Raw genomic sequence first — 13,139 nt, forward strand, 5'->3', positions numbered from 1 at the left:
CTCACGCCACGATTGATGTGTGTGCACGTTCCCAAATGATCGACTAAACGGGAGAGACCCATGCCGGACACCACCCCCAGGGGCCTCACCAGGCTCGCCTTCGGCGGGGACTACAACCCCGAGCAGTGGCCGGAAAACGTCTGGCAGGAGGACGTCCGGCTGATGCGCGAGGCCGGGGTCACGATGGTGAGCGTCGGGATCTTCTCCTGGGCCCTGCTGGAGCCGGCGCCGGGGGAGTACGACTTCGGCTGGCTCGACCGGGTCATCGGCCTGCTGCACGAGAACGGCATCAGCGTCGACCTCGGTACGCCCACCGTGGTGCCGCCCGCCTGGTTCTACCGGGCCCACCCCGAGGCCCTGCCGGTGACCGCTGAGGGTGTGCGGTACGAGTTCGGCTCACGCGGCGCCATCTGCCACTCCAACGCCGACTACCGCGCGGCCGCCGGGAACATCACCACCCGCCTCGCCGAGCGCTACGGCGACCACCCCGCGCTCGCCCTGTGGCACGTCCACAACGAGTACGGCGTCCCCGTCTCGGCCTGCTACTGCGACTCCTGCGCCGCCCACTTCCGCCGCTGGCTCGCCGCCACCCACGGCACGGTCGACGCCGTCAACGAGGCCTGGGGCACGGCCTTCTGGGGCCAGCACTACACCGACCTTTCGCAGATCAACCCGCCGCGCGCCACCCCGACCGTCGGCAACCCGGGCCAGGCCCTCGACTACAAGCGGTTCGTCGACGCCACCATCCGGGAGAACTTCCGCGCGGAGCGGGACATCCTGCACCGCCTCTCGCCCGGCGTCCCGGTGACCACCAACTTCATGACCGCGCTCAGCCAGTGCGACTCCATGGACTACTGGGCCTGGGGTCGCGAGGTCGACCTGGTCACCAACGACCACTACCTGATCACCGACGGCCGCCGGACCCATGTCAACCTCGCGATGGCCGCCGACCTCACCCGCTCCGTGGCCGGCGGTACGCCCTGGCTGCTGCTGGAGCACTCCACCTCGGGTGTCAACTGGCAGCCGCGCAATCCGGCCAAGGCGCCCGGGCAGATGGCCCGCAACTCCCTGGCCCATGTGGCCCGCGGCTCCGACGGCGCGATGTTCTTCCAGTGGCGGCAGTCCCGGCGCGGCGCCGAGAAGTTCCACTCGGCGATGCTCCCGCACGGTGGCACCGGCACCCGAGTGTGGCGCGAGGTCGTCGAACTCGGCGCCTCCCTCGACTCGTTGGCCCAGGTCAAGGGCGCCCGCACGCAGGCCGACGCGGCCGTCCTGTGGGACTGGCAGTCCTGGTGGGCGCAGAACCTCCAGTGGCGCCCCAGCGAGGACCACGACCCGCGCGAGCGCGCCGACGCCTTCTACGAGGCCCTCTACGACCACCACCTCACGGTCGACTTCGCCCACCCGGAAAGCGACTTGTCGGCGTATCCCCTTGTCGTCGTACCGGCCCTCTACCTGATGACGGAGGCGGCCGGGAACAACCTCAAGGAGTACGTCGAGAACGGCGGCACCCTGGTCGTCTCCTACTTCTCCGGCATCGTCGACGAGCACGACGCCGTGCACGAGGGCGCCTACCCGGGTCCGCTGCGCGACGTCCTCGGCCTCACCGTCGAGGAGTTCTCGCCGCTCCTCCAGGACCAGCGGGTACGGCTGACCGGGCCGGAGGGCTCCGGGCCGACCGGCGACGTGTGGACCGAGTTCGTCGCCCCGCGCGGCGCCGAGACCGTCTGGACCTACGCCGACGGCCTCACCGCCGGCCACCCGGCGGTCACCCGGCACCGGTCGGGGGAGGGCACCGCCTGGTACGTATCGACCCGCCTGGACGCGCACGGCCTGGACGCGCTGCTCGGCCTGGCCGCCGAGGACGCCCGGATCGCGCCCCGCGCCGACCTGCCCCGCGATGTCGAGGTGGTCCGCCGCGCCGGCGAGCACGGCACGTTCCTCTTCGCGATCAACCACACCGCCACCGACGCCAAGGTGACCCTGGAGACACACGGCACCGAACTGCTGACGGGCGAACGCGCCGCCGGCCGCCTCGCGGTCCCCGCGGGCGCCGTCCGGGTCGTCCGGCTCGACGGCTGAGCCGAGGCCGAGGACCGGTCCGCCGCACCCGGTCCGCCGAGACTCCCCTCCGCCCGCGAGTGCCACGAGAGCCGTGGGCGGAGGGGCCTCCTCCGGCCCCGCCGGAGGACACCCCTCTCCAGTCACGTCGAAGGGACGACGGACGATGATGTTCCATCCCAGACGCACCATCAGAGCCCTGCTGCTGCCGCTGCTGGCCGGGCTCGCCCTCACCGCCCTTCCCGCGGGGACCGCCCAGGCCGCGAGCACCCTCACCAACGGCGGCTTCGAGTCGGACGGTGCCGGTGTGGCCGCACCCACCGGCTGGTCGGAGTACGGCGACACGGGCGCCTCCTACACCGAGTCCGGTGGCCACAGCGGCAGTTACCGCCTGAGCCACTACTCGGCCGCCGCCTACAAGGTGGAGACGTACCAGTACCTCTCCGGCCTGACCAACGGCACCTACACGCTCACCGCCTGGGTCCGCTCCAGCGGCGGCCAGAACTCCGCCTACATATCCCTGAAGAACTGCGGCAGTTCGGAGCAGCGGACCGACCTGCCGGTCTCCACCAGCAGCTGGGTGCGGATCGTCACCTCGGTGGCGGTCACCGGCAACCAGTGCACGATCAGCATCAACTCCGATGCCAACGCGGGCAACTGGATCAACGTCGACGACCTGACGTTCGCCTCCGGCTCGACAGGCCTGGCCATCAAGGGCGCCGACATCTCGTCACTCGCCAAGAGCGAGGCCAAGGGCGGCGTCTACAAGACCGGCTCCGGCACCACCGGGGACGCGGTCACCATCCTCAGGAGCGCCGGCATGAACTACGCGCGCCTGAAGGTCTGGGTCAACCCGGCCGACGGCTACAACGACAAGGCGCACGTCCTGGCCATGGCCAAGCGCGTCAAAGCGGCCGGCATGAAGCTGCTGGTCGACTTCCACTACTCGGACAGCTGGGCCGACCCGGGCAAGCAGACCAAGCCCGCCGCCTGGTCCGGCCACTCCTACAGCCAGCTCAAGACCGACGTCTACAACCACACGTACGACGTCCTCAACGCGCTGAAGGCGCAGGGCACCACCGCCGACATGGCCCAGATCGGCAACGAGATCAACGGCGGCATGCTCTGGTCCGAGGGCTCCACCGACAACTGGTCCCAGCTCGCCGGCCTGATCAACTCCGGCTACAGCGCGGCCAAGGCGGTCTCCTCCGGCACACTGGTCGCCCTGCACCTGGCCAACGCGGGCGACGACGCCACGGTCCGCTGGTGGTTCGACAACGCCAAGACCTACGGCATCAACTACGACGTGATCGGGCTGTCGTACTACGGCTACTGGCACGGCTCGCTGGCCGCCGCCCAGGCCACCCTCGACGACGCGGCCTCCCGCTACGGCAAGCCGGTCTACATCGCGGAGACCGCCTACCCGTTCACCCTCGCCCAGGACGACTCGCTGGAGAACCAGATCGACACCAGCGCTGAACTGGTCACCGGCTACCCGGCCACCGCGGCCGGCCAGCTGGCCTGGATGAATGCCGTCGCGAACATCGTCGAGGCGGTCCCGAACGGCCGTGGCCTCGGCGTCTTCTACTGGGAGGCGACCTGGACCGCCGTCACCGGAAACGGCTGGGACCCGACCGACGCCACCTCCGGCAACGGCTGGGAGAACCAGGCCCTGTTCGGCTACGACGACAAGGCACTCTCCTCCATGGCGTGGTTCAGCCACCGCTGAACCACCACTGACGGGGGCCCGGCCACAAGGGGACGGCCGGGCCCCTCAGCCCTGTCCCGGGCAGGCCGCGAGGGCAAGGCCCCCGTCGGCCGATCTCGTACGGCCGTGCGGTCTCGGACAAGGCTCGCCGACTCCCTGACGTGGGGGCTTCGGCTGCGGAACAGTGGGAAAACCAACTACGAGGAGGCAGCGGACGGACGGAGGCCGGTCGGATGCTGAGGAACTCCCAGAGCGTGAGCCGCCTGGACATTCTGGACTGGCTCAAGGACCCGGCGACCCACTTCCCGTCCCGCCGCCCCGCTGACCTCACCGAGAACGGCGTCACCGTCCGTGCCGTCGCCGCCAAACTGGGCGTCTCCCGCAAGGTCGCCGGCACCCATCTGGGCATGCTGACCCGGCTCGGTCTGCTGCGCACCCGGCGCATCCGGCACCGCACCTACTACCGGCGCGACGAGATCCGGATCGCCGAGGTGGCCCGGATGTTCGAGAAGGGCTGGTGAGACCGGTCATGCCTGTCAGTATGGGGTTCATGGACCGACCCGCGCGCCTCGTCCCGCTCCACTACGTCGCCATCGGCGGCCGCGGCCCGGAGGACGTGGTCACGGATCCGGACGGCGGGGTCCTGACCGGCGTCGAGGACGGCCGCATCCTGCGCCTGGACGGGCTCGGTGACCCGGACACCGCCCGGGTCCGGGAGCTGGCCAGGACCGGCGGCCGCCCGCTGGGCCTGGAACTCCTCCCGGACGGCGACCTGCTGGTGTGCGACGCGGAGCGCGGGCTGCTGCGGGTCGGCCTCGCCGACGGTGCCGTCCGCGTCCTCGCCGACTCGGCCGAGGGGGAGCCGCTGCGGTTCGCGAGCAACGTGGTGGCCCTGCCCGACGGCACCGTGTACTTCACCGCCTCCAGCCGCCGGTTCCCGCTGGACCGGTGGATCGGCGACATCGTCGAGCACAGCGGCACCGGCCGGCTGCTGCGCCTCGCGCCCGGCGCCCGCAGCGCCGAAGTGGTCTGCGACGGACTCCAGTTCGCCAACGGGCTGGCCGTGAGCGGCGACGGCACCTTCCTGATCGTCGCCGAGACCGGCGCGTACCGTCTCACCCGCTACTGGCTCACCGGCCCGCGGGCCGGCCGCGCCGAGTTCTTCGCCGAGCTGCCCGGTATGCCCGACAACATGTGGCGCGACGGCGAGCTGACCTGGGTCGCCCTGGCCGGGCCGCGCAACCCGCCGCTCGACCTCTTCCACCGCACTCCGGCCGCCGTCCGCCGGGCCGCCGCGCGAGCCGCCGTACACGCCCCCTACCGCCCCGCCGGCACCATCGCCGTGACGGCACTCGACGACCACGGCAGGGTCGTCCACCACCTCGCCCGGCAGCACTCCGGCTTCCGCATGGCCACCAGTGTCTGTGTGACCGGCCGCCACCTGGTCCTCGGCAGCGTCTGGGAGCCCGGTGTCGCGGTCTGTACGGCTCCCACCGCGAAGTGACCGCCGGGTAGACCCGGCGGTACCCTGGTGCACCCGTCGGGGCGGTGCCGAACAGGAGACCCACGACCCATGACAGCCCCGGAAGCCGAGAGCCTCCGTGTCCAGCCGAGCCCCCGACGCCGGTCCGAGTGGCGTGCCCAGGCGCCGGTCGTCGCGGTGGTCGCCGCCGGCGGCGCGATCGGGGCGGTGGCCCGTTACGCACTCGCCCTGGCGCTGCCCACGGCGGCGGGCGGATTCCCCTGGGCGACCTTCTGGACGAACGTCGTCGGCTGCGGGCTGATCGGCGCGTTCCTGGTCCTGGTCACCGAAGGACCGCCCGCCCACCGACTCGTCCGCCCCTTCTTCGGGACCGGCGTCCTCGGCGGCTTCACCACCTTCTCCACCTACGCCGTGGACATCCAGAAGCTGGTCGACCAGGGCCGGCCCGGCACGGGCCTGGCCTACCTCGCCGCGACCCTGTGCGCGGCCCTCGCCGCGGTGTGGTGCGCGGCCACCGCGACCCGCCGTGTCCTCACCCGGAGGCAGCGATGACAAGACCGGCCGGCCGCGCGGGCGCCGGCGTCTTGCGGGGCGCCGAGGGCTTCGTCACCCTGGACGACTGCGAGGTCGTCCGGTAGGTCGGCCGGAACGAAGAAACCGGCAAAACGGACGCGAAGGGTAAGAAGTCGTTGTGAACTGGCTGTTGGTCGCCGCCGGGGCCGTCGTAGGTGCTCCGCTGCGCTACCTCTCCGACCGCACCGTGCAGGCCGGGCACGACTCCGTCTTCCCCTGGGGTACCTTCGTGGTCAACGTCGTCGGCTGCCTGATCCTCGGCCTGCTGACCGGCGCGGCCTCGGCGGGCGCGGCGAGTCCCCACCTCCAGCTACTGCTCGGCACCGGACTGTGCGGAGCGCTCACGACCTACTCGACGTTCTCCTACGAGACCCTGCGGCTGACCGAGACCGGCGCCGGCCTCTACGCTGCGGCCAACGTCGTCGCGAGCGTGGCGGCGGGACTCGGGGCGGCCTTCGCCGGAGTGGCGATCGCCCAGGCGGTGTGGGCCTAGGACTTGCCTCACACCCGCGCGTTGTAAGACTGTCTACAGCACTGTCGACCAAACTCTGCAGAACTGGATCCCATGAGCGCCATCTCCGTCGGTCAGGCCGCCATCCTCGGGGTTGTCGAGGGGGTGACCGAGTTCCTCCCGGTGTCCTCCACCGGCCACCTCAAGATCACCGAGGGGCTCATGAACATCCCCGTCGACGACAAGTCCGTCGTCGGGTTCTCAGCCGTCATCCAGGTCGGCGCCATCGCCGCCGTGCTGGTGTACTTCTTCAAGGACATCCGGCGGATCGTCTCCGCCTGGGGCCGGGGGCTGGTCAACAAGGAGGAGCGCTACCACCACGACTACAAGTTCGCGTGGTGGGTGATCGCCGCGACCGTCCCGATCGTCCTGGTGGGCCTCGCCGCCAAGCCGCTGATCGACGGCCCGCTCGCCTCGCTGTGGGTGGTGGCCGGCTCGCTGATCGTCGGTTCCGGGGTGATGTGGGCGGCGGACCAGATGGGCCGCCACAAGCGCGGTGAGGACGACACCTCCTTCAAGGACGCGATGCTGGTCGGCAGCTCGCAGATCCTCGCCCTGCTCTTCCCCGGCTTCTCCCGCTCCGGCGCCACCATGTCGACCGCGCTCATCCTCGACCTGGACCGGGTCGCCGCCACCCGCCTCTCCTTCTTCCTCGGCATCCCGGCCCTGACCGGCGCCGGCCTCTACGAGCTCAAGGACGCCCTGGGTGCGGGCGTCGGCGCCGCACCGCTGGTCGTCGGCACGGTCGTCTCCTTCGTGGTCGCCTACGCCTCCATCGCCTGGCTGCTGAAGTTCGTCGCCAAGCACTCCTTCAACGCGTTCGTGATCTACCGGCTCGTCATCGGCCTGGCCCTCTTCGGACTGCTCGCCACGAACACGATCAGCGCCTGACCCGTTCATCGCACCGCCACGGGGTGTGACACCTGTCCATTCAGGTGTCGCACCCCGTGAATGTTTTCTTTCCGGACGCCTTGACAGTTCCGCCCCGCAGCCCGGAACATCTCACCCGTGAACCTGTCAGACAGCCGGACAGCCGGACAGCCGCCGCGGCGCGTGAGCGCCATGGAGGCGGTACTGGCGCACCTGCGCGGTGCCATCGAGCACGGCGAGTACGCCATCGGCGACAAGCTCCCCTCCGAGGCGGAGCTGTGCCGTTCCCTGGAGGTCAGCAGGCCCGTCCTGCGCGAGGCCCTACGGGCCCTGCAGACGATGGGCCTGACCGTCTCCAAGACCGGCAAGGGCACCTTCGTCGTCGCCAGCGCCGTCGAGGACCCCACCTTCGGCGACTACGCGGCCAGCGACCTGCTCGAAGTGCGACGGCACATCGAGATCCCGGTCGCCGGGTACGCGGCGCTGCGCCGCACCCCGGAGAACCTGGACCACCTGGCCCATCTGCTCGACCGCATGGAGCGGGAGACGGACACCACCGCGTGGGTCGCGATGGACACCCTCTTCCACCTCGCCGTGGCCGAGGCCGCCCAGAACCCGGTCTTCCGCCGGGTCATCGAGGAGATCCGGGACGCACTGGCGCGTCAGTCGGCCTTCCTCAACGAGCTGGGCGGCCGCCGCGAGCAGTCCAACCGGGAGCACCGGGCCATCGTCGAAGCGCTGACCGACGGTTCCGAACGCGACGCCGTGGACGCCATGAGCCACCACCTGGACCGCGTCGAGACGACCCTCACCCGCATCGTGCGCCCCGCGCGCACCGACGAGCACACGGAAGGCGGAACCGAGGCGTGAGCGAACAGCACCTCAAAGACGAGACGCGCCCCTCGTCCCGTCACATCGACGCCGGAGACCACGGCTACAGCAAGTCGCTGAAGCACCGGCACGTCAACATGATCGCCATCGGCGGCGCCATAGGCACCGGCCTCTTCCTCGGCGCCGGCGGACGTCTCGCCGACGCCGGCCCCTCCCTCTTCGTCGCGTACGCGGTCTGCGGGGTCTTCGCCTTCCTCGTCGTACGCGCCCTCGGCGAACTCGTCCTGTACCGCCCGTCCTCCGGCGCCTTCGTCTCGTACGCCCGGGAGTTCCTCGGCGAGAGGGGCGCGTACACCGCGGGCTGGATGTACTTCCTGAACTGGGCGACCACCGGCATCGCCGACATCACCGCGGTGGCCACCTACACGCACTACTGGGGAATGTTCTCCGACATCCCGCAATGGTTGATCGCATTGATCGCCCTCGCCGTCGTGTTGACCGTCAACCTCATCTCGGTCAAGATCTTCGGCGAGCTGGAGTTCTGGTTCGCGATCGTCAAGGTCAGCGCGCTGGTGATCTTCATGTGCATCGGCATCTTCCTTCTGGTCACCCAGCACCCCGTGGACGGCGCCGCCCCCGGCCCCTCCCTGGTCACCGACAACGGCGGCGTCTTCCCCAACGGCCTGCTGCCGATGCTGCTGATCATCCAGGGCGTCGTCTTCGCCTACGCGTCGGTCGAACTGGTCGGCGTCGCGGCGGGCGAGACCGAGAACCCCGAGAAGATCATGCCCAAGGCGATCAACTCGATCATGTGGCGGGTCGGCCTGTTCTACGTCGGCTCGGTGGTCCTGCTGTCGATGCTGCTGCCCTGGAACAAGTACACGGCGGGGGAGAGCCCCTTCGTCACCGTCCTCTCCCACGTCGGGATCCCGGCCGCCGGCGGTGTGATGAACCTCGTCGTCCTCACCGCGGCGATGTCCTCCCTCAACTCCGGCCTCTACTCGACCGGCCGCATCCTGCGCTCCATGGCCGTGAACGGCTCCGCCCCCGGGTTCACCGCGAAGATGAGCCGCAGCCAGGTGCCGTACGGCGGAATCCTGCTGACCAGCGGTATCTGTGTGCTCGGCGTGGGCCTCAACTTCGTCGTCCCCGCCGACGCGTTCGAGATCGTCCTCAACTTCGCGGCGATCGGCATCCTCGCCACCTGGGGCATGATCATGCTGTGTCACCTGCTCTTCTGGCGGAAGACCCAGAAGGGCGAGCTCACCCGCCCCGGCTACCGACTGCCGGGCTCCCCCTGGACCGAGATCGTGACGCTGGCGTTCCTCGCCGCCGTCCTGGTCCTCATGTACGCCGACGGCGGCGCCGGACGCACCACCGTGCTGTGCCTGCCGCTGATCGTCGCAGCGCTGGTCGCCGGCTGGTACGCCATCCGCGGCCGACTCGCGCGCCCGTCCGCCGGAACCGACGCGTGAACCGCGTACCGGTCCGCCCCGACTCACCCGAGACCAGGCAGTGATGTTCAGTAGTTCCCCCGCGGCCGCACCCGTCGTCCGCGAACCCCTGTACGCCCCCGTCGCCCACCTCATACGCGGCGGGGTCGTCGAGGGCATCCACTACGGCTCCGTCGTCGTCCTGGGCGCCGACGGCGAGGTCCAGTTCCAGCTCGGCGACATCGAGGCCGCGTTCTACCCGCGCTCGGCCGTCAAGCCCGTCCAGGCCGTGGCCATGCTGCGGGCCGGGCTGCCGCTCGACGGCGAGCTGCTCTCGCTGGCCGCCGCCAGCCACTCCGGCGAGGAACGCCACCTCGCCGGCACCCGGCGGATCCTCGACCTCGCCGGCCTCACCGAGGACGACCTGCGCAACGTCCCCGACCTGCCGTACGACCCCGCGGTCCGGGACACCTGGATCCGCGAGGGCCGGCAGCCCTCCCGGCTCGCCCAGAACTGCTCCGGCAAGCACGCGGCGATGCTGTGGACCGCGAAGCTCAACGGGTGGTCCCTGGACGACTGTCTCGACCCGGCGCACCCGCTCCAGCAGGCGATCGCCGAGATCGTCGAGGACCTGACCGGGCAGCGCATCGCGCGGACCACCGTGGACGGCTGCGGGGCGCCGCTGTTCGCCATCTCCCTGCACGGCCTGGCCCGTGCGGTGTCGCGGATCGTCAGCGCCGTGCCGGGGACGCCGGAGGCGCGGGTCGCCGATGCGATGCGCGAGCACGCGGAGATGGCGTCCGGCGCCGGCCGGGACGTGGCCGCGCTGATGCGGGCCGTGCCGGGGCTGCTGGCCAAGGACGGCTTCGAGGGCGTCGAGGTCGCGGCGCTGCCGGACGGGCGGGCCGTGGCCGTGAAGATCGCCGACGGGGCGAACCGGGCGCGGATCCCGGTGGCGGCGGCGGCGTTGGCCAGGGCCGGGGTCGATCCTGCTCTGCTCACGGAGTTCCAGGGCGAGGCGTTGCTCGGCGGGGGCCGGGAGGTCGGGTGCGTGCGGCCCGTCCGGTCGCTGGAGCCGGTTGCGGTTTGCGCCTAGTGGGCTGGGTGGCCAGGTCGTGGGCGGCTGCGGGTCGTCCGTGGCTGGTCGCGCAGTTCCTCGCGCCCCTGACGGGGCGCTGTAGTTCCGGGCTTGAAAGTTCACCACCTCCGAAAGAGGAATTCCTCCCCTCATGACCACCGCCCTCGTCACCCGCAGCGAGCACGATCTGCTCGGTGACCGTGATGTGCCCGTCGACGCCTACTGGGGTGTGCACACCCTCCGTGCCACGGAGAACTTCCCCATCACCGGGACGCCGATCTCCGCCTACCCGCATCTGATCGACGCCCTGGCCGCCGTCAAGGAGGCCGCTGCCCTCGCCAACGAGGAACTGGGGCTGCTGGCGCCGGAGAAGGCCACCGCGATCGTGGCCGCCTGCCGGGAGATACGGGCCGGCAAGCTCCACGACCAGTTCGTCGTCGACGTCATCCAGGGCGGTGCCGGGACGTCGACCAACATGAACGCCAACGAGGTCGTCGCCAATCGGGCGCTGGAGCTGATGGGGCACCGGAAGGGCGAGTACCGGTACCTGCATCCCAACGAGGACGTCAACCTCGGTCAGTCGACCAACGACGTCTATCCGACGGCGGTCAAGATCGCGACCGTTTTCGCGGTGCGCGGGCTGCTCCGGGCGATGGCCGTGCTCCAGGACGCCTTCGGCCGGAAGGCCGTCGAGTTCCGTGACGTGCTGAAGATGGGCCGTACGCAGTTGCAGGACGCGGTTCCCATGACGCTCGGGCAGGAGTTCTCCACCTTCGCGGTGATGCTCGACGAGGACCGCAGCCGGCTCGCCGAGGCCGTCGAGCTGATCCACGAGATCAACCTCGGCGCCACCGCCATCGGCACCGGCCTCAACGCGCCCGCCGGATACGCCGAGTCGGCCCGCCGGCACCTCGCCGAGATCACCGGACTGCCCCTGGTGACCGCCGCCAACCTGGTGGAGGCCACCCAGGACTGCGGCGCGTTCGTCCAGATGTCCGGCGTGCTGAAGCGGATCGCGGTCAAGCTCTCCAAGAGCTGCAACGACCTGAGGCTGCTGTCCTCCGGCCCGCGTGCCGGGCTCGGCGAGATCAACCTGCCGCCGGTGCAGGCCGGTTCGTCGATCATGCCGGGCAAGGTCAACCCGGTGATCCCCGAGGTCGTCAACCAGGTGGCCTTCGAGGTCATCGGCAACGACGTCGCCATCACCATGGCGGCCGAGGCCGGGCAGCTCCAGCTGAACGCGTTCGAGCCGATCATCCTGCACTCCCTCTCGGAGAGCATCACGCATCTGCGGAACGCCTGCCTGACGCTGGCCGAGCGCTGCGTCGACGGCATCACCGCCAACACCGAGGTGCTGCGGGCGACGGTCGAGAACTCCATCGGCCTGGTCACCGCCCTCAACCCGTACATCGGCTACACGGCGGCCACCGACATCGCCAAGGAGGCCCTCGTCACCGGCCGGGGAGTTGCCGAACTCGTCCTGGAGAAGGGGCTGTTGCCCGCCGAGCGGCTCGCCGACCTGCTGCGTCCCGAGGTCGTCGCCGGCAGCGGATCGCCCCTCGCCTGACCTGCGAGTACGCACCAGGACCGGCCGGGAGGCACAATGGTGATCATGACAATGACGTCGTCCCCGGCCTTTCTGCCGGTCCTGGAGCGGATCGCGGAGGAGATCGAGCGGACGCCCGGCCGCGGGCGGCCCGCCGACTACATCCCGGCGCTCGCCGCCTGCGATCCGCGCCGCTTCGGCATGGCCGTGGCCGAGCTGGACGGTACGGTCTACGGCGTCGGCGACTGGCGGCAGCCGTTCTCCACGCAGTCCATCACCAAGGTCTTCACCCTCGCCCTCGACCTGGCCCGCGAGGACGACGAACTCTGGGAGCACGTCGGCCGGGAGCCCTCCGGCAACCCCTTCAACTCCCTGGTCCAGCTGGAGTACGAGCAGGGCATCCCGCGCAACCCGTTCATCAACGCCGGTGCCCTCGTCGTCACCGACCGGCTCCAGACCCGTACCGGAGACGCGGCCGGCGAGCTGCTGGCCTTCCTGCGCGCCGAGAGCGGCAACGCTTCGCTGGAGTTCGACATGGAGGTGGCCGCCTCCGAGTCCCAGCACGGCGACCGCAACGCCGCGCTGGCCCATTTCATGGCGTCCTACGGCAACATCGACAACGAGATCCCGGTCCTCCTCGACCAGTACTTCCGCCAGTGTTCCGTCGCCGCATCCTGCGCCGACCTCGCCCTGGCGGCCACCTTCCTGGCCCGCCACGGCATCCGGGCCGACGGCACCCGCCTGCTGACCAGAAGCCAGGCGAAACAGGTCAACGCGGTGATGCTGACGTGCGGGACCTACGACGCGGCGGGCGACTTCGCGTACCGGGTGGGACTGCCCGGCAAGAGCGGGGTGGGCGGCGGCATCGTCGCCGTGGTACCGGGGCGTTGCGCGCTCTGCGTGTGGAGCCCGGGGCTGGACGAGCGCGGCAACTCGGTGGCGGGAGTGGCGGCGCTGGACAGGTTCACGACCCTCACCGGCCTGTCCGTGTTCTAGTCCCACCGCTTCACCGAAGCCTCTGTCCTTCTGCCCGCCGCACCCGGAC

12 protein-coding genes are annotated in these 13,139 nt (G+C 70.6%); all 12 read left to right on the forward strand.

Annotated features, from left to right (window positions below):
- The first annotated feature begins 60 nt into the window (after positions 1-60).
- Positions 61-2,082 (forward strand): beta-galactosidase, encoded by a 2,022-nt coding sequence (locus ACZ4N4_RS30825; protein WP_467594883.1) that lies wholly within the window; start codon positions 61-63, stop codon positions 2,080-2,082.
- A 148-nt stretch (positions 2,083-2,230) separates the two neighbouring features.
- Positions 2,231-3,790, forward strand: a complete 1,560-nt coding sequence (locus ACZ4N4_RS30830; protein WP_467594886.1) for a glycosyl hydrolase 53 family protein — start codon at positions 2,231-2,233, stop codon at positions 3,788-3,790.
- A gap of 212 nt (positions 3,791-4,002) precedes the next feature.
- Complete coding sequence (locus tag ACZ4N4_RS30835) at positions 4,003-4,290, forward strand: ArsR/SmtB family transcription factor (protein ID WP_467594888.1); 288 nt, start codon at positions 4,003-4,005, stop codon at positions 4,288-4,290.
- 29 nt (positions 4,291-4,319) lie between these two features.
- Positions 4,320-5,273, forward strand: a complete 954-nt coding sequence (locus tag ACZ4N4_RS30840) for an SMP-30/gluconolactonase/LRE family protein (RefSeq protein WP_453564357.1) — start codon at positions 4,320-4,322, stop codon at positions 5,271-5,273.
- 69 nt (positions 5,274-5,342) lie between these two features.
- Positions 5,343-5,804 (forward strand): fluoride efflux transporter CrcB, encoded by a 462-nt coding sequence (crcB, locus tag ACZ4N4_RS30845; RefSeq protein ID WP_467594891.1) that lies wholly within the window; start codon positions 5,343-5,345, stop codon positions 5,802-5,804.
- A 139-nt stretch (positions 5,805-5,943) separates the two neighbouring features.
- Entirely contained in the window at positions 5,944-6,318 is a 375-nt protein-coding gene (gene crcB / locus ACZ4N4_RS30850) for a fluoride efflux transporter CrcB (protein WP_467594894.1), read from the forward strand.
- Between the two features lie 72 nt (positions 6,319-6,390).
- A complete protein-coding gene (locus ACZ4N4_RS30855; RefSeq protein ID WP_467594897.1) occupies positions 6,391-7,227 on the forward strand; it encodes an undecaprenyl-diphosphate phosphatase in 837 nt (278 codons plus the stop codon).
- Positions 7,228-7,398: 171 nt separating this feature from the next.
- Positions 7,399-8,076 carry a FadR/GntR family transcriptional regulator gene (locus ACZ4N4_RS30860; RefSeq protein ID WP_453564540.1) on the forward strand — a complete coding sequence of 226 codons (678 nt, stop codon included), beginning with the start codon at positions 7,399-7,401 and terminating at the stop codon, positions 8,074-8,076.
- Entirely contained in the window at positions 8,073-9,512 is a 1,440-nt protein-coding gene (locus tag ACZ4N4_RS30865; RefSeq protein WP_467594900.1) for an amino acid permease, read from the forward strand. The genes ACZ4N4_RS30860 and ACZ4N4_RS30865 overlap by 4 nt, the downstream gene beginning before the upstream one ends.
- 43 nt (positions 9,513-9,555) lie before the next feature.
- Positions 9,556-10,566 (forward strand): asparaginase, encoded by a 1,011-nt coding sequence (locus ACZ4N4_RS30870; RefSeq protein WP_467594902.1) that lies wholly within the window; start codon positions 9,556-9,558, stop codon positions 10,564-10,566.
- 133 nt (positions 10,567-10,699) lie between these two features.
- A complete protein-coding gene (aspA, locus tag ACZ4N4_RS30875; protein WP_467594905.1) occupies positions 10,700-12,115 on the forward strand; it encodes an aspartate ammonia-lyase in 1,416 nt (471 codons plus the stop codon).
- A gap of 36 nt (positions 12,116-12,151) precedes the next feature.
- A complete protein-coding gene (locus ACZ4N4_RS30880; RefSeq protein ID WP_467594908.1) occupies positions 12,152-13,090 on the forward strand; it encodes a glutaminase in 939 nt (312 codons plus the stop codon).
- Positions 13,091-13,139: the final 49 nt, after the last annotated feature.

The sequence above is a fragment of the Streptomyces sp. NPDC026538 genome (assembly GCF_055567535.1).

Bases quoted from the DNA above. Each gene is read 5' to 3' on its own strand.
- ACZ4N4_RS30825 (WP_467594883.1), top strand. From the start codon at position 61: ATGCCGGACACCACCCCCAGGGGCCTCACCAGGCTCGCCTTCGGCGGG.
- ACZ4N4_RS30830 (WP_467594886.1), top strand. From the start codon at position 2,231: ATGTTCCATCCCAGACGCACCATCAGAGCCCTGCTGCTGCCGCTGCTG.
- ACZ4N4_RS30835 (WP_467594888.1), top strand. From the start codon at position 4,003: ATGCTGAGGAACTCCCAGAGCGTGAGCCGCCTGGACATTCTGGACTGG.
- ACZ4N4_RS30840 (WP_453564357.1), top strand. From the start codon at position 4,320: ATGGACCGACCCGCGCGCCTCGTCCCGCTCCACTACGTCGCCATCGGC.
- crcB (WP_467594891.1), top strand. From the start codon at position 5,343: ATGACAGCCCCGGAAGCCGAGAGCCTCCGTGTCCAGCCGAGCCCCCGA.
- ACZ4N4_RS30855 (WP_467594897.1), top strand. From the start codon at position 6,391: ATGAGCGCCATCTCCGTCGGTCAGGCCGCCATCCTCGGGGTTGTCGAG.
- ACZ4N4_RS30860 (WP_453564540.1), top strand. From the start codon at position 7,399: ATGGAGGCGGTACTGGCGCACCTGCGCGGTGCCATCGAGCACGGCGAG.
- ACZ4N4_RS30870 (WP_467594902.1), top strand. From the start codon at position 9,556: ATGTTCAGTAGTTCCCCCGCGGCCGCACCCGTCGTCCGCGAACCCCTG.
- aspA (WP_467594905.1), top strand. From the start codon at position 10,700: ATGACCACCGCCCTCGTCACCCGCAGCGAGCACGATCTGCTCGGTGAC.
- ACZ4N4_RS30880 (WP_467594908.1), top strand. From the start codon at position 12,152: ATGGTGATCATGACAATGACGTCGTCCCCGGCCTTTCTGCCGGTCCTG.